We start from the raw sequence: 22,337 nt of genomic DNA on the forward strand, positions 1-22,337 counted from the left end.
TGAATGATCAATATGGGTGACATTTTCTCAGTCCAGATAAAGCATTTTTCAGGTGACATTTTCACTGTCCGTTGACATATTTTTTCTCCCTATTTTTCTCCACGAAAATAATTTTTTATGCATCTTAAGGATTGTTGCCGGCATTAATGCTCTGCCCGCTTAAAAGGCCTCCCGAGATATTGACAAAGGTGTCCGGCACCTGGCCCACAATAATGCTTTCCAGCAGGGGCACCCGGGTAGCTACTTGCGCGGTAGCACTGCGGGGAGGAACTACAATGCGCACTTCGACAGTAAAGTCCAGATATATGCGGTGCCGCGTCTGGTTGATACCGGCCTGTTCAAAACGGTCGTCCACCCTCACCCGTACACTGCCCACCGGCACGATGCCCACCGGAATGCGGGGGCCATAGCCGGCCAGCAACTGGGTGCCGGTAATTTGACCCAGGGGAATGCGCAGTGATTCCCGGGACAACTGCCGCAGGGCAGACTGTACAATTAAAGTAACGTCTGCAGCAAACTGGTTAATTTTTAAGGTGTTAGCCTGCATTAATACTATATGCCCCTGGTTATCCTTGTGCACCTGCACGAAATCCTGGTATTGCAGGTTGCTGTCGATCACTTTTTGCTGCACAGCCCGGTTAACGGCCTCGGTAGCCATCTGGATGGCCCGGGTTTCGGCTATTTTAAAGATGGTGGGCCGCAGAACCCGGTCAACCCACAGGAATACGCCCAGCAGCAGGAAAAAAACCATGGTCCAGGCAACAAAGGCACGGTAATTCCTGCGCCTTCTAAACAAGCGGGTCACCTCTTTCGTTTTAGAGGCTCCGGTTTTTATTCCCGAGGGGAAGCATTTTGTTCCATCTTATGGAGTAAAACTTGCCATGATTGTTCTTGAAACATTATATGTAACCCGGCCTGGACAGATAAGCTGTACTGAAGCGTCATGGGTATCTACTTTAATAGAAAAAAAAGAGCCGGCCCAAAGCCGGCAGCGCATACTTGTCTTTTCTTCAGGAGCGGCAGACCAATCTTAAAAACTTCCGCTTCCCGGCCCGGATGATCATGCCGTCCACCGGGACCAGTTTAAAGTTGGGGTCTTCAACTTTTTCCCCGTTGATCTTGACTCCTCCCTGCTGGATCAACCGCCTGCCCTCGCTGGTACTGGACACCATGCCGGCCTGCTGGAGCAACCTGGGCATCCAGATGCCTCCGTCTTCCAGCATGTCCGGTGAAACATGAAATTCAGGCACTTCATCGGGCAGATCATGCTGCTGGAATACGCGCTTGAATTCTTCCTCGGCCTTTAGCGCCGCCTCTTTCCCGTGATAAAAAGTTACTATTTCCCGGGCCAGGCGCATTTTGACATCCCGGGGATGCAGGCTCCCGTCGGCCAGTCCGGCGGCAATGCTACGGACCTCTTCCAGGGGCACGGATGTGACAAGTTCAAAATAACGTACCATAAGCTCATCGGGCAGGGACATGGTTTTCCCGTACATTTCCCGGGGCGGCTCATCGATGCCAATGTAATTCCCCAGGCTTTTGCTCATCTTCTGTACGCCGTCCAGACCTTCCAGAATGGGCATCATTAAGGCCACCTGGGGCTCCTGGCCGTATTCCCTTTGCAGCGTCCTGCCCATGAGCAGGTTAAACTTCTGGTCGGTACCTCCCAATTCGATATCCGCTTCTAAAGCCACCGAATCGTAACCCTGCATGAGGGGGTAGAAAAATTCGTGAATGCTGATGGGCAGGCCTTCCCGGAAGCGGCGGGCAAAATCTTCCCGCTCCAGCATGCGAGCGACGGTATATTTTGCCGCCAGTTCAATTACCTGGGCAAAAGTAAGGGGTGCCAGCCACTGGCTGTTAAAAACCAGTTTGGTTCGCCGCGGATCCAAAATTTTATAAATCTGTTTTTCATAGGTACGGGCATTAGCCCGTACCTCCTCTTCGCTGAGCTGTTTGCGGGTTTCTGTTTTTCCCGTGGGATCGCCGATGCGGGCAGTATAATCGCCCAGGATGATAATCGTTTCGTGGCCCAGTTCTTGAAACTGCCGCACTTTTTGCAGCACCACGGTATGGCCGAGATGAATATCGGGAGCCGTGGGATCCAGGCCCAGCTTCACCCGCAAAGGGCGGCCCGTAGACAGGGACCGCTTGAGCTTCTGCACCAGCTCCTCTTCGGAAATGATCTCTGCAGCACCCCGCTTGATGATCTCCAGCTGTTTATCTATGCCGAGCATCTTTCTTCTCCTTTCGCCTTGCCTTTCCAGGTCACTACATTATATCAAAACGCAGAGCTCCCTGACAAGGCAATCTCCTGCCGGGGGATAGGAGGATCAAACTTTATGCCAGTTATGTTATAATGCTGGTATGAAAGTCAGTAGGAGGCATGCACATTGGCCAGAAGAAAGAAAAGAAGATTAAATGTCTTCCGCCTGCTCATATTTTTGTTCTTATTGCTCATGATTGCTGGCGGCGGGGCGGCGCTGGGTCTGGTTGCTATTAGCATCAAGGATCTGCCCGCCTGGAGTGAAGAAAAATTGCTCTCCAATACATCCACTTCCCTTTACGATCAAAATAAGGAGCTAATCGCCAGGATAGGCGAGGAAAACCGCGTACCGGTGCATCTCAAAGACATACCCAAACATGTCCGGGAAGCCTTCCTGGCCATTGAGGACGTCCGCTTTTACCAGCATCGTGGCGTGGACCTGCGGGGGATTGCCAGGGCGGCCTGGATAAACATTACCGGCGGCCGCGTCCAGGAAGGCGGCAGCACCATTACCCAGCAACTGGTCAAGCTTTCTTTCTTAAGCCACGAACGGACCTTTAAAAGAAAGATTCAGCAGGTTATCCTGGCCATCATGGTGGAAAGGCGTTACACCAAAGACGAAATCCTGGAGATGTATTTGAACAAGGTGTATTTTGGCGAGGGAGCCTATGGCATTCAGTCGGCCGCCGAGACATACTTCAATAAACCAGCCAGGGAGCTTACCTTATCGGAAGGTGCTCTTTTAGCCGGTTTGGTCCAGGCACCCAGCGCCTACAGCCCTTTCCGCAACCCCGAAGGGGCCACCAGGCGGCGCAACCTGGTTCTGGACAACATGGCCCGCTACGGGTTTATTACTGCCGAACAGGCGGCCCAGGCCAGAGCCATTCAACTGGATGATATGCTCAAGCCGGGAAAAGGGCGGCAGTATCCCTATCCCTATTTTGTGGACTATGTAACCGAACAACTGGTGAACAAGTATGGGACGGAACAGGTATTTAAGGGAGGCCTGAGGGTATACACCACCCTCGACCCGGTCATACAGGATGCGGCAGAGAAGGCCCTGTCGGACCCTCGTAATTTCCCGGCCTCGGTACGGGACAACCAGGGTATTCTTCAGCCCCAGGGGGCCGCGGTGGTGCTTGATCCCCATACGGGGCATATAAAAGCCATCGTGGGCGGCCGGGAGCACACCCACCGGTTGCAATGGAACCGGGCAACCATGGCCCCGGGGAGGCAACCCGGTTCCACTTTCAAACCAATCATTGCCTATGGCCCGGCTATTGAATACAAGGGGATGGCCCCAGCCTCGGTAATTGACGACATCCCGGTAAAATACGGCAACTATACCCCCAGGAATTACGACGGGCGTTACCGGGGTCTGGTGACCATGCGCACCGCCATCGCCAAATCAATCAACGTCGTGGCCGTCAAGGTGCTCATGGATCACGTAGGAATTGCCAATGCCCTTAAGTTTGCCCGGGGGCTGGGCATCAACCTTAACCCCAATACCCACGGCGCCAGCATAGCCCTGGGAGGCCTGCACGAGGGCGTCACCCCTTTGCAGATGGCCGCCGCTTATGGTGCTTTTGCCAACCAGGGGATATACCTGGAGCCTACGGCCATCACCCGGGTGGAAGATGCCAGCGGCCACGTTATTTATGAATACCAGCCAAAACCTGTCCAGGCTATGAAGGCAACCACCGCATACCTTATTACAGACATGCTCAAAACCGTTATAGAAAGCGGCACCGGCACTAACGCCAGAATAGGTCGTCCTGCGGCGGGCAAAACGGGTACCTCGGACCAGGGTAAGGATCTGTGGTTTGCCGGATATACCCCGGAGCTGGTAGGGGTGGTCTGGATCGGCTACGACAAGCCCAGGGCCATGCCCCATGAATTCGGCGGACACTACCCGGCCCTTATCTGGCGTCAAATCATGACCCAGGCTCTTAAAAACACACCGGTACGGGACTTCCCCAGGCCCGAGGGGATCATCAGCGCCACGGTGGACAGCAAATCGGGGCTGTTACCGGGTCCCAATACGCCTCCTTCCGACCTGGTTACCGATCTTTTTGCCCAGGGAACCGTACCTGCCCGGGTTGATGATACCCATGTGCTGGTAGAAATATGTGCCACTACCGGTCAGCTCGCCGGCCAGTATTGTCCGGACCGGATCACCAGGGTTATGATCAAGTTGCCTTACAACGTACCCAGCTTTGTCGAGGACTATGCCCAGCGGGTACCCACGACGGTCTGCACGCTGCACACAGCCGAAGGGCCGGCACCACCTCCGGAGAGCCCGGGTCAACCGGACCAGCCGGGCCAGCCCGGACAACCCGGGGAGGTAATTCCGGGACCGCCCGGCCAGCCCAACCCGCCGGGCCAGCCCGCTCCGGGGTTAAACCGGCTTCCGGAACCGCAAGGGCAAACGGGAAACGGCCGGGAAGGGATACGATTGCTGCGGGAAGAAATTAACCCCGGCCTGGAATGGTTCCGCCATAAAAAATGGGCTGAATGAGAGAACAAAAAGTCAAGGGGCCGGTTGTTACCAGATAACAACGGCCCCTTACCCTTTATCAAGCCAGTTCCACGACGGTAACCCCCGTACCCCCTTCACCATGTTCGCCCAACCGGAAGGATTTCACGCGCCGGTCCGTTTTCAGCTGCTGCTGGATGGCCGCCCGCAGGGCTCCGGTACCTTTGCCGTGAACCAGGTAGACCCGGGATAACCCGGCTAAAGTGGCATCGTCCAGGTACTTCTCCACCTCCTGCAGAGCTTCTTCTGCCCGCAGGCCCCGCAGGTCAAGCCTGGTGGAAATGGAGCGGGTTTTGTCCTCCAGCAATGATGCCACCCGCACCTCTCCCCGGGAAGCCTGGTCTTCTTCGGGTAGCCGCAACTCCGCAAGGGGTACATTGATCTTGATCATGCCCACCTGTACCTGAACATCGCCGCCATCCAGGAGGGCCACCACAGTGCCCCGCTGGTTAAACCGGGGCAAAAACACTGCCTGACCGACACTCACCGATGCGGGAATAACACCCGGCTCCGGCTTAGGGCGAGGGGCCCCGGCCTGCAGGCGCTCCTGCATACCGGCCAGCTTTTCCCTGGCTTCGCGTATGGCCTCCTCCCGCACCCTGGCCGCTTCATCGGCCAGCCGCGCCCGCAGTTCCCGGATAGCTTCCTCGGACTCCTGTTTAGCCCGTTTAACCAGCTGCCGGGCCTCTTCCCGGGCCCGGGCCAGAATGCTCTCACGCCGGTCAACTAATTCATCCCTTAAAGCCTGGTACCGCTCTTTTAATTCCGCGGCCTCCTGCCGCATGCGCCGGGCCTCTTCCAGCTCCCGTTCCGCCTGCTGGCGGGCCCGTTCCAGCTGCTGCATGAGGTCGGCCACCTGTACCTGTTCTGCGGTCATGAAGCTCCTGGCCCGCTCGACCAGGTCCGGGGCAAGACCCAGCCTGAGGGCTATCTCAAAGGCATTGCTCGACCCGGGTCTGCCAATCAACAGCCGGTAGGTGGGCTTCAACGTGACGGCATCAAATTCCACGCTGGCATTTTCCACCCGTTCCCGGGCGCAGGCAAAATTCTTTAGCTCGCTGTAATGGGTGGTGGCCACGGTTCTGGCACCCATTTCATGCAGCCTTTCCAGTATGGCCTGGGCCAGGGCCGCCCCTTCGGCAGGGTCGGTACCGGCACCCAGTTCATCCAGGAGAACCAGGCTGCCCGGACCGGCCTGGTTCAAAATTTGCACAATGTTGGTCAGATGAGATGAAAAGGTGCTCAGAGATTGTTCAATGCTCTGTTCATCCCCGATGTCCGCAAAAACTTCTTCAAAAACGCCAATTTCGCTGCCCTCGCCGGCGGGGATGTGTAAGCCCGACTGGGCCATCAGGACAAGCAGGCCCACCGTTTTTAAAGTCACTGTCTTTCCCCCGGTATTGGGGCCGGTAATGACCAGGGTATCAAACCCGTAACCCAAATGGATGGATATGGGTACCACGTTGCCGGAGAGCAACGGGTGCCTTGCCTGTCGTAAATTCAGCCTGGGCACCGGGAGCAACCGGGGCTCCACGGCATCCAGGTGCTCGCTGTAACGGGCCCGGGCCATAATAAAGTCCAGTTGCCCCAGGGCCTCCAGGGACAGGGTCAGTTCCTCACCCCTTGCTGCCACAGCGCCGGAAAGCTCGCCTAAAATCCTGGCGATTTCCTGTTTTTCCGCCACCTGCAGGCGGCGAACCTCATTGTTGCTTTCCACCACGGCCATGGGCTCGATGAAAAGGGTGGCGCCGCTGGCCGACTGGTCATGGACTATCCCCGGAACCTGGGCCCGGTATTCCTGCTTCACGGGCACCACGTAACGCCCTTCCCGGATGGTCACTATCGGATCTTGCAGGTACTTCTGGTAGGCAGGGGAACGGACGATACTTTCCAGCTGCTCCTTCACCTGCTGCTGAGCGCGCTGGAGCCGGCGCCGGATGGTGGACAGGGCAGCGGATGCGTCGTCGGCGATCTCCCCTCCGGGTATAATGGCCCTGATAATTTTTTTCTCTAATTCTGTAAAATTACCTATGGTTAAGGCAATTTCTTCGAGGAGAGGATAGCGCCCCGGGCGTTCGGCAAAAAACTTCCTGATGCGCCGGCAGACTCCCAGGGTCTGGCCTGTTTCAAAGAGCTCCTGGGGTTCCAGCACGGCACCACGGACGACCCTCTGGAGGTACTGGCGAATATCATGCCACCCGCTCAGTTCGGCGCCGGGCTCCAGGCGCAGGAGTTCCCTGGCCTGGGTGGTTTGGGCCAGCCAGGTATGAATGGCCTGCCTGTCCGTTACCGGGCGCAAAGAGAAGACCCGTTCCCGGCCCAGGGGAGAAAAGGTGTACCGGGCCAGGTGTTCCAGCACTTTGTCGTATTCCAATCGTTTTAGTGTACGCTCATCCATAATTGATCCCCTATTATCATAGCACTTCAGCCAGTTAATTGCACCCTAGAAAATAAAGGTTAAGGTCTTGCTAAGTTTGGCATCTGCTCGGCTCAATGTCGCTCGCTTACGTGCAGAACGGCAGCGAGTTTCAACTTCTCTTGGTGACTGAAAGCGTCATGGGTGTCTACTTAAAAGTTAAGGGGGGTTATTCCACCCCCCGGTAGTAATGGCCCCTGGTGAGGCCGGCGGGACTGTATTGCTGCAGGCGTTCCCGCAGCCGGGAAAGCTCCCGGGCATCCCTGGCCGGGTTTACGTCCAGGGCCCGGCGGTAAACCTCCACAGTGGCCCGGGCATACTCCGCTCCCCGCCCCCGGGCATCAATGCGCAAAGAGGCCACCCCGATCTCCACGAATTTATGCACCTCATCCACCAGGCACAGGTCCCGGGAATTAAACAAATGCATGCGGCAGAACTGGTCCACTTCCAGGGGGAAAACGGCCCCCACCCGGTCCTTAAGGGCACAGCGACGGCCCTGACAGGGACCTGCGCAGTTGCGGCCGGCAGCCAGGCCCCCCAAAAGGCTCCCCAGGGCGCAATACCGGGAAACCATCAACTCCACCGCCCCCTGAGCCAGAACCTCGGCGGCAAAGTAACCCCGGCCAACCAGGGCGGTCACCTGCTCCATGGTCAATTCCGGGGAAAGAGCCAGCTGGACGGCACCCTGGTCTAAAAGATAAGTGACGGTACGAAGGTTGAAAACATTAAAGGCCAGGTCAGCATACAAGGGCAGGCCCGTGCGGGCCACCCGGTCAATTAGCCCGAGGTTCCCCACCAGAACGCCCTGGACCGGCAGGTTGGCAGCCAGATCCAGCAACCGCACCACGGCAGCCATTTCCGGGTCATGGATTATCCGGGGGGTGGAAAGGATGAAGGAAACACCATGTTCCCGGCAGATTTCCACCCCCCGGCGGATTTCTTTCTCCCCCACGGGAGGACCGGAGCGAAAACTTTCTCCTCCAAAATAGACCTGATCCACTCCGGCGGAAACGGCGGCCTCCAGGGAAGCCAGGTCGGTAACCGCTATGGAAAGCAAAGGCCGCCTGCCGGGGGACCAGCCGGTAGGCAGGGCCCGGCCCGTGGCCTTCACCCGGGCTCCCGCCAGCCTGCGCGCAAAGACGTCCTGCGGCAGGGGCGGCGCCGGCCGGGCCGATTTGATCCTGGCTGCTTCCAGCTCCTCGATGGCCCGGCGGCGGGCCTCGTTAATTTCCCCCACGGGTACAATGACATTATCGTCCAGCTCGCAACAGACATCCTTCAAGGCAAAGGGGGTGTTCCCCAGGCGGTCGAGCTGTCCTTTTAAAAACTCGGGGGTCAGGGGTCTTTTGGCGGCGGGTTGGGTGGGAGTAGTGCCGGTCCCCACCCCGCTGTGCCCTGCCTCGTCCTCAACCCGCACCCATACGGGTTCCCCCAAACGGGCCCGCACATGGAATACCACCGGGCTCTTGCGCACTTCCCGGGGTGAAGCAAAGGTAGCCCGGGCCCGTTCCATTAAAGACGCATCGTGGGTTTTGAACAGCCGGTCCTGGGGCCGCACCTCCCGGGGCAGGGAAATCTCCACCACCGCACCGGCGGGGGCCTGTTCCACCTGCCGCCCCTTTTCCCAGATGGCGTGCACTTCCACGCCCACCCGGCCGCCCCGGCTCACCCAAACCTCCACCCCGTCGCCCACCCGCAGGGGTTCTTCCAGGGCCACTTCCGCCCGGCCGGTGCGGGGATGGTAGCGAACCACCCGGCCGAGAAACAAACCCCGGTTGTTGGGCCGCTTATAACTCATCAGCTCGTATCCGGGACGGCCGTAGAAGTAGCCGGTGGTAAAGTCCCGGTTGAAAATCTGGGCCAGATCCCTGGCCTCTTCCGGCGTAACGTAAAAATCCTCCCCGGCCAAGGCCCGGTCGATGAGGTTCCGGTAAACCCGCACCACTGTGGCTACGTACTCCGGCCGTTTCATGCGCCCCTCTATTTTAAAGGAGTTGATGCCGGCGTGGATGAGATCGGGCAGGTGTTCCGAGAGGTTGAGATCCCGGGGGCTTAACAGATACTCCCCCACATCCCGGAAGTCCACCACCGGCCGTCCCCTTTCATCCACCAGGGTATAGCGCAGGCGGCAGGGCTGGGCACAGCGGCCCCGGTTGCCGCTGCGGCCACCGATCATACTGGAGAGCAGGCACTGGCCGGAGTAACAAACGCACAGGGCACCGTGGATGAAAACCTCCAGGTCGGCGCCGGTAGCCTCCTTGATATCCCTGATCTCTTTTAAACTCATTTCCCGGGCCAGCACCACCCGCCGGAAACCCAGGGCCAGGAGTTTTTCCACTCCCGCCCGGTTATGGACGGTCATCTGGGTGCTGGCATGCAGGGGCAGCTCCGGAAGCACCTGCCGGGCCAGGGTTGCCAGCCCCAGATCCTGCACGATTACGCCGTCGGCCCCGGCCCGCTGCAGAAAATGGAGAAAACGGACCGCATCTTCCAGCTCTTCATCCGACAGGAGGATATTGACGGTAACGTAGACCTTTACACCCCGGATGTGGGCATAATCTACGGCCCGCTGCAGTTCCTCGCGATCAAAATTGGCCGCACCCTGGCGGGCGTTATACAGTTTGCCGCCCAGGTAAACGGCATCGGCGCCATTTTGTACCGCCGCCACCAGTGCCTCCCAATCACCGGCCGGGGCCAGCAGTTCAGGTTTAGCGGACCGGGTCAAAGGCTGCTCCCTCCAAATGTTAAGACCTGCGGCTGAATCTTAAAAGCCCCGCGCAGGGGATGATTTCCACGCCCCTGGCCTCCAGTTCGTCCAGGAACAGGTTCATGCCCAGGGAATCGCTGGCCATGTGGCCGGCAATGATCACGTTGATGTGATTTTTTTCCGCCTCTTTGCGGTGTTTTTCGCCCATATGCATGACCAGAAGCGTTCCTACCCCCGCCTGGGCCAACCTGGCGTAGGCATCCTCCGAGCCGCTGGTGCCCCCGGTCATGTCCACCATGATCTTGCCGGCACGGCGTTCCCTGGCTCCCACCACAATGGTCGGGCCGGCCTTATATTTCATGGCCTCCCTATATTCGGGCTGTTCTTTGAGCAGTTTTAAAACATCCCCCAGGGTTTCCGGCTGCTTTTCATCCATTAACTTCTGCAGGAAGGCAGCCACCAGGTTATCGGCAGCCGTGTGCACGCTCATGAAAGCCAGCCCTAAAATCCGGGCAGCATCCACGGCCCGGTTGTGGTTCAAGGGCAGGATGCCCCGCTTGACCTCGGCAATCCGGGAAGACATGATTCCCTCGGCCACGTTAATGGGGACACCAAAGCGGGCCAGCACATCCTCCTGCAGGTGCATCACCTGGTAGAGGGAGGCCATGGCCTTTCCTTCCGGGTGATGGGAGATGATCAAGTCCACCGGTCGGCCCTTCTCCCCCAGCCTGTCGGCCAGCAACACTTCCCCCACTTCCATATCAATACCCACCAGCACCCGGCGTACTTCCCTTTCCGGGTCACCCACCAAAACGCGGGTGTCATCGTAGGGATTGACCAGCCGCTCCAGGTCATATTCCTCTTTTTCCTCTTCCTTCATTTTTTCGTACTTTTCCTTTTCCCGGGCCAGGAATTTTTGTACGGCCTCCAGGCCGCGGGGGTCGTTTTCCATGCCCTTGGCAATAGCCAGTTCGTAGATTTCCCGGATCTTCATTATTAATCCTCCTGTTCTTGAAATATTTTATTTTTTAGAAACATAAGCGCTATCCCGCAGATAAAAACGCAAAGGCAAGTCGGCCCCTTCTTTTATCCCAATGCGGGTTGTCGTAACCACCGGGAGGGTTTTCCCCTCCCCCCGAGAGAGGAAAAGCGGGCCTTTAGTTAAATCGCAACCGTTGTGCTCCCGGGTGATGCCCATGGCCTGCACCAGGCGGGCCGGCCCGCTGCACAACTCGGCCAGTTTTTCCCGCCCTCGCCTGGCCCGCATGAGCTGAATACCGGCCACTGGCTCCAATGCCCTGATCAGCACCGCCTCCCCCACCCCTTCTTCCCGGGTGACCACATTAAAACAATAGTGCATGCCGTAGATAAAATATACATAGGCATGACCGGGCGGGCCGAACATCACCCGGTTGCGGGGGGTCATACCCCGGGAGGCGTGACAGGCAGGATCCCCCTGCAAATAGGCCTCCGTTTCCACAATGAGGCCGGCTGTCAAACCCTCGCTGCTGTCGTGGACCAGATAGTGCCCGATTAATTCCCGGGCCACCAAAACGGTATCCCGCTCGTAAAAGGAGCGGGGCAGGACCAGTGAGAAATCGATTGTCTTTTCCCCCATACTACCCCCTACTGCTTCCCAGCAGTTTTAATAAATCCGGCAGGTCCAGGGTGTTCACCACGTCCTCCGGACCCAGCCAGGCCCGGCGGGCCACGGCCACCCCGTAGGGCATCTCATCCAGACGCCTTAAATCGTGGGCATCTGTATTCACGGCCAGCTTCACGCCGTAGTCCCGGGCCAGGCGGGCATGGTGCTCGTTGAGGTCCAGGCGGTCGGGAGAAGAGTTGATTTCCAGGATCTTTCCGTATTTTGCCGCCGCTTCCAGAACCCTTTCCACGTCCAGGGCGTAGGCTTCCCGTTCGCCCAAAAGGCGGCCGGTGGGGTGCCCGATAATGTCCACGTGCTCATTTTCGATGGCCTGCAGGACCCGGCTGGTCAGGGTCTCTTTATCCTGGCGAAAGCCGCTGTGCACCGAGGCCACCACCACGTCAATTTCGGCCAGCACTTCGTCGGGAAAGTCAAGGCCGCCCCTGGCCAGAATGTCCACTTCAATCCCCGTGAGGATGCGAAAGTCCTTCTCCTTTTCGTTCAGTTCCTTTATCAGGCGGTGCTGTTCCTGCAGGCGCTCCAGGGACAGGCCCCGGGCAACGGTGAGGGAACGGGAGTGGTCGGTAATGGCCACGTAACGGTAACCCTTCTCCTTTGCCCGCTGCACCATCTGGAGGATGGAATTGGCTCCGTCGCTCCAATCGGTGTGCACGTGCAGGTCGCCCTTTACGTCCTTAACCTCTAAAAGCCGGGGCGGATCCCCTCCGGCAGCCAGTTCCACCTCTCCCCGGCCTTCCCGCAATTCAGGAGGCACGGGCCACAACCTCAACCGGCGGTAAATGTACTCTTCCTCCCGCGGCAGGGGTACCCCGGGAACCGGAGGAACGGGGGCGGGTGCGTCTTCAAGGGCGGGCTCATCATTGCCCGAAAGAAAGTCTTTACCAACCAGTCCCCGCATATCCAAATGGTAGCCCCTTTTTTCGGCCAGGGCCTGTAACTGGCGCCAGTGTTCGGCGCTTCCCGTAGCCCATAACAGGGCAGCCCCGTAGGCCGGCAGGCCAACCACGCGCAGTTCCACCGGCACTCCCCACCAGGTCTGGACCCGCATCCTGTCCTTTTCCCGCACCAGCACTTCCCTTACCCGGCGATATGCCGCCAGGGCGTTAAGCAACGGCTCCGGGTCTTTAGCTGCGGCCACCAGCAGGATTTCATCAACCGTTTCCTGCCAGCGCCGGATCCCCCCGGCCACTCCTACCTTATACACACCCGGGGTATCATAAATGTAGGCAGCCAGTTCACCGGCCATTTCCCGGGCCAAAGGCAAAAGGATGCGCCCCTGCCGGCTGCGCACCAGCTCGATGCTGCGCAGGATCTCCTGCTCGGTTTTGACCCCCATTCCTTTAAGCGCCCGCACTTTTTTCTCCCGGGCCGCTTCTTCCAGTTCTGCCAGGGAGGTGATACCCAGTTGTTCGTGTAAAAACCGTGCCCGCTTAGGTCCGATGCCCGGCAGGGCCATAACTTCCAGAATTCCCGGAGGCCATTTCCGGCGGAGCTCCTGCAGTTTTTTCATCTCACCGGTAGTAATTAATTCACCAATTTTGGCCAGGATGTTTTTGCCGATCCCCGGAACCCTGGCCAGGTTACCCCGCCGGTACAGCTCCACAACCGGTTCTTCAAGGCCGGCAATCACTTTGGCCGCCCGCCGGTAAGCCCGGATTTTAAAAAAATCCTCGCCCTCAAATTCCAGAAGATCTGCCAGCTCCCGGAAGGCCCAGGAGATCTCCATGTTCTGCATGGTCCTTGACTCCTTAGGAAACAAGTGGCTATGTTAAGCTATCCGTTCCAAAAATTATTTACCTCCGACATATTTACCATACCAGGAAATTTTCCTTTCGGCAAACCGCAATTGATTTCTGATGCCCATGACGATAAGTAAAACAAAAACCCGCCGACGCAACAGGCGGGTAACAGAAACTATTTTGCTTTTCTGTCCATCTCCAAAAGTTCGGCCAGCTCGTCGTATTCCTTCTGCAGTTTCATCAGTTCATCGGCGATGTTCAGGGCAGTGAGCAATGCTGCTTTGGACAACCCCAAGCGAGGGTTGCGGGTAACTACCTGGCGTATTTTCTTATTAACGTACTGGGCCAGCATACGCAGATATTCCTCAGGTTCATCGCCTTTTAAAACATAGTATTCGCCAAAAATCTCTACCTCAACCCGGGTTTCCTTCTTGCCCATAGCCGTTCCCCCTGGTTTTCAAATTTTTACCTCTTTCGGCGTTAACCGGGGAAACTCCTGCCGGCACGACAATTTTTTTCTGTCGTGAATACCTGATCTGCTCGGCTCAATGTCGCTCGCTTCCGTGCAAAACGGCAGTGACGCAAAGCGTCATGGGCGTCTACTTTCTCAGTTCAACTCCCAGCTCCCTGATCAGGGCGGCAGATATGACCTCGGTTTGGGCGGCCACTTCCGCGTCGGTAAGAGTGCGGTCGTCGGCCTGGAAAAGCAGGGAAAAGGCCAGGCTGCGGCAACCCTCTCTCACCTGCTCTCCTTCATAAACATCAAAAAGTTCCACCGACCGCAGCAGATGGCCGCCGGCCCGGCGAATCACCCGCAGCACATCGGCAGCCGGAACTTCCCGGCTCACCACCAGGGCTATATCCCTCTTCACGCCGGGGAAACGGGGCAGGGGGCGGTATTGGGGCGTCTTACCGGCCAGGGCAAGTAAAGCGGCCAGGTCCACCTCAAAGGCGCTCACCCGCACATCCAGCTCATATTCCTCCAGCACATCGGGGTGCAGCTCTCCCACTATCCCCAGCGTTTCCCCCTGCGCCTTGATCCGGGCGGCGCGACCGGGATGGAAGGCGGGATTTTCCTTTTCCCTCTCGAAGGTCAGGCCGGGCAGGCCCAGTTTTGCGGCCAGCATTTCCAGAACCCCTTTGAGGTAATAGAAATCCAGGGGAGTAGCCGGCCGGTTCCACCCCGCGGCCCCCTGGCCCATTGCCGCCGCGGCCAGCATCGGGCGCTCCTCGGGAAGGGCTTCCCCGCCCTGGGGAAGGAATACCCGGCCCACCTCAAAGATGGCCCCGCTGGTTACCCGGCGGTTGAAATTGCGCTCCAGCACCTCTAAAAGGCCGGGCAGGAGCATGGTGCGCATGACCGATTGCTCCACGGAAAGGGGGTTTTGCAGCTTCAACGTATGGCGCAAGGGGCTGTCCTGTGGCACTTTAAACCGGTCAAATACTGCGGGATTCACAAAACTGTACGTAACCACCTCGGTCAGGCCGCACTCCACCAGCACTTCTTTTAAACGCTTGAGCAGTGACTGTTCCTTTGTCCTCGCTCCCCGGGTGGTGGCCCCAAAGGGCAGGGTGGCCGGTACCCGGTCATAACCGTACAGCCTGGCCACTTCTTCGATCAGGTCGATCTCCAGGTTGATGTCCACCCGGTAGCCGGGCACGTTTACCAGCAGGTCCTGACCGGCGTTCTGTACCGTAAAGCCGAGACGGGCCAGGAGGTTAGCCGTCTCTTCCCGGGGAATGTCCGCCCCCAGTATGTATCCCACCCGCTCGGGACGCAGGATGATGGGCTTTCTGGCCACCGGGGAGGGGTAGTTGTCCACCGCACCGGCCACCACATCCCCGGCACCAATTTCCACAAACAGGGAGGCAGCCCGGTTGGCGGCAGCCAGACATCCTTCCAGATCGATCCCTTTTTCAAAACGGGTTGAAGACTCGGAACGCAGGCCCAGGGCCCGGGATGTACGGCGGATGCTGGTGGGATGGAAGTAAGCCGATTCCAGCAGGACAGTGGTGGTGTTCTCCGTGACCTCGGTATCCAGCCCTCCCATAATCCCGGCCACGGCCACCGCTCCACCGGGATCGGCAATGACCAGCATTTCAGGTTCCAGGTGCCGTTCCACCCCGTCCAGGGTAACTATTACTTCTCCCGGGTGGGCCCGACGGACAATGATGTGGCCGTCCCTCAACTTATCGTAGTCAAAGGCATGCAGGGGCTGGCCCATTTCCAGCATGACATAGTTGGTAATATCCACAACATTGCTGATGGGGCGGATGCCGGCGGCCCGCAGGCGTTCCTGCATCCATAAGGGTGAGGGCCCTACCCTCACATTGGTGAAAAGCCGGGCCACGTAGCGCCGGCATAGCTCGGGCTCCACAATGTCCACCCGCACCCGCCCCTCAAGGGAGCCGCCCGATATTTCTTGAACTTCCAGCCGGGGGTAACGCAGGGGCTGCCCGAGCAAGGCGGCCACTTCCCGGGCCACGCCAATCATGGACAGGCAGTCGCCCCGGTTGGGGGTGAGATCCAGCTCGAAAATGACATCATCCAGCCCGAGGACCGGCCGGATGTCCAACCCCAGGGGGGTATCTGCAGGGAGGATCATAATTCCGTGTGCCTGGTCGGCGGGCATGGTTTTGGGGTCAAGACCCAGTTCCTGGCCGGAACAAAGCATGCCCCGGGATTCTACCCCCCGCAGTTTGGCCCGCTTGATTACCAGCCCCCCGGCCAGCCGCGCCCCTTCCAGGGCTACGGGAACCACATGCCCTTCCCGAACGTTGGTAGCACCGGTAACGATCTGCCGGAGCTCCGGCTCACCGGTGGCAACAAGACAAATCACCAGTTTATCGGCATTGGGGTGAGGTTCTATTTTGACAATGCGTCCGGTAACCACGTTGCTAATCTCTTTTCCCGGCTCCTCCAGGCCTTCCACGGCCAGACCGGCCATGGTCAGCCGATCGGCCAGTTCCGCCGGGCTGATGGGTATATCCACATATTCTTGCAGCCATTTAAACGAAACCCGCAAAGCTAAATCCTTCTCCTTTCAACTAAAACTGGGCCAGGAAACGCAGATCATTGTCAAAGAAGAGGCGCAGGTCATCTATGCCGTATTTGAGCATGGCGATACGCTCGACACCCATGCCGAAGGCAAAGCCGGTAACCTCCGCGGAGTTATAGCCGGACATTTCCAAAACCCGGGGATGCACCATGCCGCAGCCCAGGATTTCCAGCCAGCCGGTGTGGGAGCATACCCGGCACCCCTTACCGCCACACATGACGCATGATATATCCACCTCGGCGCTGGGTTCGGTAAAGGGGAAGTAACTGGGACGAAAACGCGTCCTGGTGCTCTCGCCAAACATTTCTCGGGCAAAGACATCCAGCACCCCTTTTAAATCGCCAAAGGTTATCCGCCGGTCCACCGCCAGTCCTTCCACCTGGTGGAACATGGGCGAGTGGGTGGCATCGTCATCCCGCCGGTAAACTTTCCCCGGGGCAATGATTTTTACCGGCACCGCCGGCACAGTGCGCTCCATGGTACGTACCTGCACCGGAGAGGTATGGGTGCGCAGGAGCACCTCGGGTCCGATGAAAAAGGAGTCCTGCATGTCCCGGGCCGGGTGGTCCTTGGGCAAATTCAGGGCCTCAAAGTTGTAATAGTCCAGTTCCACCTCGGGCCCCTCGGCAATGGAAAACCCCAGCCCCAGGAAGATTTCCTCGATTTCCTCCTGCACAGTAGTAAGAGGGTGCTTTTTTCCCAGTAAAAAGGGCGTCCCCGGCAGGGTCACATCAATGCTCTCAGCCGCCAGGCGTGCCCGTTTAACCCGGGCTTTAATTTCCGCTGTGCGCTCTGCCAGTTCATTTTCCAGAACTTCCCGGATGCTGTTGGCCAGCTGGCCGATCCTTGGCCTTTCTTCGGCCGGCAGGGCGTTCATTCCCCGCAGCACCCTGGTAAGTTCACCCTTTTTGCCCAGGTAACGGATGCGGATTTCCTCCAGGGCTTCCAGGCTATCCGCCCGGGCCAGAGCCTCTTTTGCCTCGGCCACCATTTTATGTAACTGTTCTTCCAAGACTAGTCCTCCTTTTTACCCTCTTTTCTCTTTAAAAAACATAAAAACCGCCCCTTTTTCGGGACGGAAATTGTTCCTTGTCGCGGTACCACCCTTATTGTTTATGCCAGACACAACCTTCGATCCGCACAACGGAGAATTAAACTGCCATGCGTCCCACAATGTAGCCTTACTGTCAAAGGGGTGACCGTTCAACTATATTATTTTCAAACCAGGCCCTTAATGTACGGCTAACCTCCGGTACAGGATGTAGGCGCGGATAGAACCAGTCGCTTCGAACAGCCTCCAAAAAAATTCGGCGGTTAAAAACATTTAACCACGACCTTTCCCTGTTTTTTGGGGACCCTTCGGAGTTGATTATATCACAAGCCCCCGCTTAAAACAAGGAAGTTTCCAGAAAAATTCGGGAACAGGCTGTTACCGTGGGCGGGCTTTAAAGCCTGGGTGAACTCTGTTGGATGCGGTGCTGTCCTCGTCATAGTGGTTTTGATGAACACTTACAAACCCGGCCTGGTCTTGATCGCAGCCCATCCGCTGGCGCACCGCTTCATAAAGCATGATGGAGGCGGCTGCCGCCACATTCAGGGACTCGGCCCGGCCGGGCATGGGAATGGTGGCCAGGAGATCGGCACGCTCAAGCAACCACGAGGAAAGTCCCCTGGCCTCGTTGCCCACCGCCAGGGCCACGGGACGGGTCATATCCACAGCAGGAAGAGGTATGCCGCTTGCGGGAACACCGGCCACCAGCATAAAGCCGGCCGCATTTAACCGGGTCAACACATCCTCCCTTTCCCGTACGGCGACAACGGGCAGGTGAAAAAGGGAGCCCATGGTAGCCCGGATGGTTTTCGGGTTGTACAAATCCACCGTCCCGGGAAACAGGATCACTCCACCCGCACCGGCGGCGTCGGCACTGCGGATAATAGTGCCCAGGTTGCCCGGGTCCTGCACGCCGTCGACCAGCAACATAAGGGATGGCCCTGCCGCCAGGATCTCCTCCAGGGTACAACCGGGCTTTTCCACTACTGCCAGTACTCCCTGGGGAGTTTTTGTATCTGCCAGTTCATCAAGGAGTCCTTCCTCCACCGGTAAGAGTTGTATCCCGCGCTCACGGGCCATCTCAAGAAGGGCACCGGCCCGTTCGCTCCCGGACGGGCTATAAACAAGCATTTTTACCGGCCATCCGGACGAAAGTGCCTCCTCTACCAGACGCACTCCTTCCAGAAGAAAGTGCCCCTCCTTATCCCGCTGGCTTCGGCGGGCCAGCCGGCGAAGATACTTGACCTGTGGGTTGGCTTTGCTGCGGATCATGGAACTAGCCCCCGAGGGTTCTCAGTTTCTCGTTACGCCCCAGGGCCACCAGTATATCTCCTTCATTAATCACCTGCCTGGCACCGGGGGAAATGATAATCTCCTCACCGCGACGGATGGCCAGGACGGTAACACCGTATTCCCGGCGCATGGCCGATTCCTGCAGGGTTTTACCCACAAACTCGGGAGGAGCCATAAGCTCAACAATACTGTAATCAGGAGAAAGATTGATCTGGTCCAGGATATTTTTGGAGACCAGGGCGTGGGCCACCCGCACCCCCATATCCCGCTCGGGAAAGACCACCATATCGGCCCCCACCCTTTGTAACACTTTGCCGTGAAGTTCGGTGACCGCCTTGGCCACCACCCGGGGAACACCCATTTCCTTGAGCATAACGGTGACCAGAATGCTGGACTGCACTTCCTGGCCGATGGCCACAATGACCACATCAAAATTTCTCAGGCCCAGGGACTTCAGCGCCTGCTCATCCATGGCATCCACACACACGGCGTAAGTAACCTCGTCGGTAATGGCATTTACCCGCTCTTCGTTGGTGTCCACCGCCAGGACGTCATAGCCCATGCGGGCAAGGGTCCTGGCCACGCTGGAACCAAACCGCCCCAGCCCGATAACGGCAAATTGTTTCATGATCCACCTCTACCCCACCATAATTTTTTCTTCGGGATATCGAATAGCAGTTTTGCGCCGGCGCTGGGCAAAGGCATAGGCCAGTGTCAGGGGACCCAGGCGGCCGGCAAACATGGTGAAAATAATGGCCACCCGGCCCAGAGGAGTCAGTTCGGGAGTCAAGCCCATGCTTAAGCCGACGGTACCAAAGGCGGAAACGGTTTCAAACAAAGCGGCCAGGAAATCACCGCCTTCGGTAACACTTAAAAGCAGGGTTACCGTGCTTACCAGCAGAATGGCCCACAGGGTAACCGAAAGGGCCTTGTAAACCTGCCACGGCGGAATGCGCCGGCGGAAAATCTCCACATCCTCCTTTCCCTTGCTTAAAGACCAGAGGGTAATACCCAGAAGGGCAAAGGTGGTGGTTTTGATTCCACCGCCGGTAGAACCGGGAGAGGCCCCTATAAACATAAGTATAATTATGAGAAACTGGGTAGCTGCATTCAAATGTCCAATGTCCACAGTGTTAAAGCCGGCCGTACGGGAGGTAACGGCCTGAAAATAAGAGGCCAGAATCTTCCCGGATAAGGGTAAATCACGCAGGATGTGTCCCCACTCCAGCAGGCCAAAGAGGAGGGCACCGCAGAGAATGAGCCATCCGGTTACCCGCAGGACCAGTTTGGTGTGCACGGACAGGCGGCGGGTGCGCGGGTAATTGTAGAGTTCCATAACCGTGGCAAAACCCAGCCCACCCAAAATAATGAGAGTGGTCACGGATAGAGTAACTACCGGATCGCTTACATACCCGGTAAGGCTTCTGAAATCCCCCAGCAGATCAAAACCGGCGTTGTTAAAGGCCGAAACGGCATGAAAAATACCCAACCACAGACAGCGGGGGAAACCGTAATCAAAGTAAAACCGCAGGGATAATATTATAGCAAAGAAACCTTCGGTAAGAACGGTAAACAAGAAAACGGCCCGCACCAGCCGGACTATTCCCGCCACCCGCAGCTGGTTTAAGGACTCCTGAATGATCAGGCGCTCTTTGAGGCCAATACGCCTGCCCATGAGGATAAAAAAGAAGGTGGCCATGCTCATGAAGCCCAGCCCGCCAATTTGAATCAGGGCCAGGATCACAGCCTGCCCAAAGGTAGACCAATAAGTGCCCGTATCTACTACCACCAGGCCGGTGACGCACACCGCCGAGGTGGCGGTAAACAGGGCGGTGAGAAAATCCGTGTACGTACCGGAGCGGCTGGATACGGGCAACATGAGTATGAGAGCACCGGCCAGTATTACCGCGGCAAATCCCAGCACCAGCACCTGAGGGGGGCTTAATTGTAACGGAAAGCCCTTTTTTGTATCCATACGGACCGTTTTACGCCTGAATTGCAAAGAAATCGACCTTCTTAATAGCTTTGTACAAAGGATATTATAGAAAAGTGCTGGTGAAAAGTCCACAAAAAACTAAGAGCATGGTTATTACCATGCTTAGTTTTTTGCGTTGGGAATTGGATTATTAAGTTAAGAGCCTACCTTGGATTTGGCCACTTCCACCAGCTGCCCGAAGGCCCGGGCATCATTGACGGCCAGGTCGGCCAGCATTTTGCGGTTAATTTCGACCCCGGCCTTGCGCAAGCCGTTCATTAACCGGCTGTAAGTGATGCCATTCATCCGGGCGGCGGCATTGATGCGGGCAATCCACAACTTGCGGAAATCCCGCTTTCTGGCCCGCCGGTCGCGGTAGGCATAGGCCAGGGACTTCATGACCTGCTGCCGGGCTATCCGGTAAAGCTTGCTTTTCGCTCCCCGGTAACCCCGGGCCAGTTTGAGAATCTTTTTGTGTCTCCTGCGGGATACCACACTGCTTTTGGCGCGTGGCATGGTCATCTCCTCCTCGAAAATTCTTGGGACTTAGTAGGGGAGCAGCCTCTTGAGCCTTTTCATATCCGCGGCACTGACCAGGCCGGCCTGGGCCAGCCGGCGCTTGCGCCGGGCACTCTTTTTACCCAGCAGGTGACTGTGAAAGGCATGCATGCGCTTTATTTTGCCAGTGCCAGTCTTCTTGAACCGCTTGGCTGCACCACGATGAGTCTTGATCTTGGGCAAGGAAAGCACTCCTTTCTATTCCTGATTAATTTCTTGCTGAATTTCTTGTTCCTGTTTAATTTCCTGCCTGCTTTCCTGTTTATTTTCCGGTTTCATATCCTGCCGCGGGGCCAGGATCATAACCATATTTTTTCCTTCCAGTTTGGGTTGTCTTTCAATAATGGATAAGTCCTTAACCTGTTCGGCCAGACGTAGTAAAAGCTGGTGTCCGAGCTGGGTATGCATAATTTCCCGACCGCGGAACATAATGGTGACTTTTACCTTGTCACCCTCTTTTAAAAACCGGGCTGCATTCCTGGCCTTGACCTGAAAGTCGTGTTCCTCGATGCTCGGCCGCAGCTTGACTTCCTTGATGTTTATGATACGCTGCCTTTTCCTGGCCTCTTTTTCCCGCTTGCTCTGCTCATACTTATACTTGCCGTAATCCATGAGCCGGCAAACCGGAGGTTTGGCCTGGGGGGCAATTTCCACCAGATCCAGCTGACGTTCCTCTGCCAGCCGCAGGGCTTCCCGCACGGGCATAATCCCCAGCTGGTTGCCCGAAGGGTCGACCACCCTTACTTCCCTGGCCCGAATTTCCTCATTTACCCGGAAGCTTTTGGTAATATTTATGCACCTCCTGGAATTGATAAAAAATAAAAACGGGCGCATTCCACCCGCTTAAAACAAAAGGACATATGTCAACGCAAACCCCGAGACAGCCTACAACCGGGCGTCATGGGGTGAGAAGCGGATGGCTTCTACTTCAAGTAGCTTTATCCCTGAAATTATAGCATGGCCGGTAGTCCCCAGTCAAGGGGCCTGAAAACCTGAGCTATTTGCGTTGTCAACATTTTTACCCTCTGGGAGGCTAAAGCCCATACCAGACAGGGACGTTTTCCAAGGCAT

General features: G+C 57.3%; 18 protein-coding genes and 1 rRNA gene (1 of these 19 cut by a window edge). 1 reads left to right on the plus strand and 18 read right to left on the minus strand.

Translation table 11 applies throughout. The features are described 5' to 3' along the window. The 3 genes from D7024_RS12045 to tyrS all read right to left on the minus strand — a co-directional run. Positions 1–53, minus strand: a 16S ribosomal RNA gene (locus D7024_RS12045); it reaches 1,538 nt to the left of the window's first position. Positions 54–124: 71 nt separating this feature from the next. Then, a complete protein-coding gene (gene yunB, locus D7024_RS12050) occupies positions 125–796 on the minus strand; it encodes a sporulation protein YunB (protein WP_121452025.1) in 672 nt (223 codons plus the stop codon). Between the two features lie 214 nt (positions 797–1,010). Then, the gene (gene tyrS / locus D7024_RS12055; protein ID WP_121452026.1) at positions 1,011–2,237 is read right to left on the minus strand and encodes a tyrosine--tRNA ligase; all 1,227 of its coding nucleotides are present in this window, start codon (positions 2,235–2,237) and stop codon (positions 1,011–1,013) included. Positions 2,238–2,393: 156 nt separating this feature from the next. Here tyrS and D7024_RS12060 point away from each other — a divergent pair, with 156 nt between their 5' ends. Further along, on the plus strand, positions 2,394–4,784 hold the full coding sequence (locus tag D7024_RS12060; protein WP_121452027.1) for a transglycosylase domain-containing protein: 2,391 nt from the start codon (positions 2,394–2,396) through the stop codon (positions 4,782–4,784). 58 nt (positions 4,785–4,842) lie between these two features. On the opposite strand, the gene D7024_RS12065 is transcribed toward D7024_RS12060, so the two are convergent. From D7024_RS12065 to infC, 15 genes are all read right to left on the minus strand, one after another. Continuing rightward, a complete protein-coding gene (locus tag D7024_RS12065) occupies positions 4,843–7,200 on the minus strand; it encodes an endonuclease MutS2 (RefSeq protein WP_121452028.1) in 2,358 nt (785 codons plus the stop codon). A 187-nt stretch (positions 7,201–7,387) separates the two neighbouring features. Next, entirely contained in the window at positions 7,388–9,943 is a 2,556-nt protein-coding gene (locus D7024_RS12070) for a U32 family peptidase (protein WP_121452029.1), read from the minus strand. Positions 9,944–9,962: 19 nt separating this feature from the next. Beyond that, complete coding sequence (locus D7024_RS12075; RefSeq protein WP_121452030.1) at positions 9,963–10,919, minus strand: Nif3-like dinuclear metal center hexameric protein; 957 nt, start codon at positions 10,917–10,919, stop codon at positions 9,963–9,965. Positions 10,920–10,946: 27 nt separating this feature from the next. Continuing rightward, on the minus strand, positions 10,947–11,543 hold the full coding sequence (locus tag D7024_RS12080; RefSeq protein ID WP_121452031.1) for a DNA-3-methyladenine glycosylase: 597 nt from the start codon (positions 11,541–11,543) through the stop codon (positions 10,947–10,949). A 1-nt stretch (position 11,544) separates the two neighbouring features. After that, a complete protein-coding gene (locus D7024_RS12085) occupies positions 11,545–13,326 on the minus strand; it encodes a PHP domain-containing protein (protein WP_121452032.1) in 1,782 nt (593 codons plus the stop codon). 179 nt (positions 13,327–13,505) lie between these two features. After that, positions 13,506–13,769, minus strand: coding sequence for a cell division protein ZapA (locus D7024_RS12090; protein WP_121452033.1), 264 nt, complete (start codon positions 13,767–13,769; stop codon positions 13,506–13,508). Positions 13,770–13,929: 160 nt separating this feature from the next. Next, positions 13,930–16,356, minus strand: a complete 2,427-nt coding sequence (pheT, locus tag D7024_RS12095; RefSeq protein ID WP_121452034.1) for a phenylalanine--tRNA ligase subunit beta — start codon at positions 16,354–16,356, stop codon at positions 13,930–13,932. Between the two features lie 22 nt (positions 16,357–16,378). Beyond that, the gene (gene pheS, locus D7024_RS12100; protein ID WP_435374074.1) at positions 16,379–17,380 is read right to left on the minus strand and encodes a phenylalanine--tRNA ligase subunit alpha; all 1,002 of its coding nucleotides are present in this window, start codon (positions 17,378–17,380) and stop codon (positions 16,379–16,381) included. A gap of 240 nt (positions 17,381–17,620) precedes the next feature. Continuing rightward, complete coding sequence (locus D7024_RS12105) at positions 17,621–17,713, minus strand: YqzL family protein (RefSeq protein ID WP_072868310.1); 93 nt, start codon at positions 17,711–17,713, stop codon at positions 17,621–17,623. Between the two features lie 105 nt (positions 17,714–17,818). Next, positions 17,819–18,712 carry a TrmH family RNA methyltransferase gene (locus tag D7024_RS12110; protein WP_121452036.1) on the minus strand — a complete coding sequence of 298 codons (894 nt, stop codon included), beginning with the start codon at positions 18,710–18,712 and terminating at the stop codon, positions 17,819–17,821. Between the two features lie 4 nt (positions 18,713–18,716). After that, positions 18,717–19,361: a potassium channel family protein gene (locus D7024_RS12115; protein WP_072868314.1), complete on the minus strand. Its 645-nt coding sequence runs from the start codon at positions 19,359–19,361 to the stop codon at positions 18,717–18,719. A gap of 9 nt (positions 19,362–19,370) precedes the next feature. Continuing rightward, positions 19,371–20,735 carry a TrkH family potassium uptake protein gene (locus D7024_RS12120; RefSeq protein WP_243113775.1) on the minus strand — a complete coding sequence of 455 codons (1,365 nt, stop codon included), beginning with the start codon at positions 20,733–20,735 and terminating at the stop codon, positions 19,371–19,373. 129 nt (positions 20,736–20,864) lie between these two features. Continuing rightward, positions 20,865–21,224: a 50S ribosomal protein L20 gene (rplT, locus tag D7024_RS12125; protein ID WP_121452037.1), complete on the minus strand. Its 360-nt coding sequence runs from the start codon at positions 21,222–21,224 to the stop codon at positions 20,865–20,867. Positions 21,225–21,254: 30 nt separating this feature from the next. Further along, complete coding sequence (gene rpmI, locus D7024_RS12130) at positions 21,255–21,449, minus strand: 50S ribosomal protein L35 (RefSeq protein ID WP_121452038.1); 195 nt, start codon at positions 21,447–21,449, stop codon at positions 21,255–21,257. Between the two features lie 15 nt (positions 21,450–21,464). Further along, positions 21,465–22,100: a translation initiation factor IF-3 gene (gene infC, locus D7024_RS12135; RefSeq protein ID WP_121452039.1), complete on the minus strand. Its 636-nt coding sequence runs from the start codon at positions 22,098–22,100 to the stop codon at positions 21,465–21,467. Positions 22,101–22,337: the final 237 nt, after the last annotated feature.

The sequence above is a fragment of the Desulfofundulus salinus genome (genome assembly GCF_003627965.1).
In the GTDB taxonomy this organism is placed as follows: Bacteria; Bacillota; Desulfotomaculia; order Desulfotomaculales; family Desulfovirgulaceae; genus Desulfofundulus; species Desulfofundulus salinus.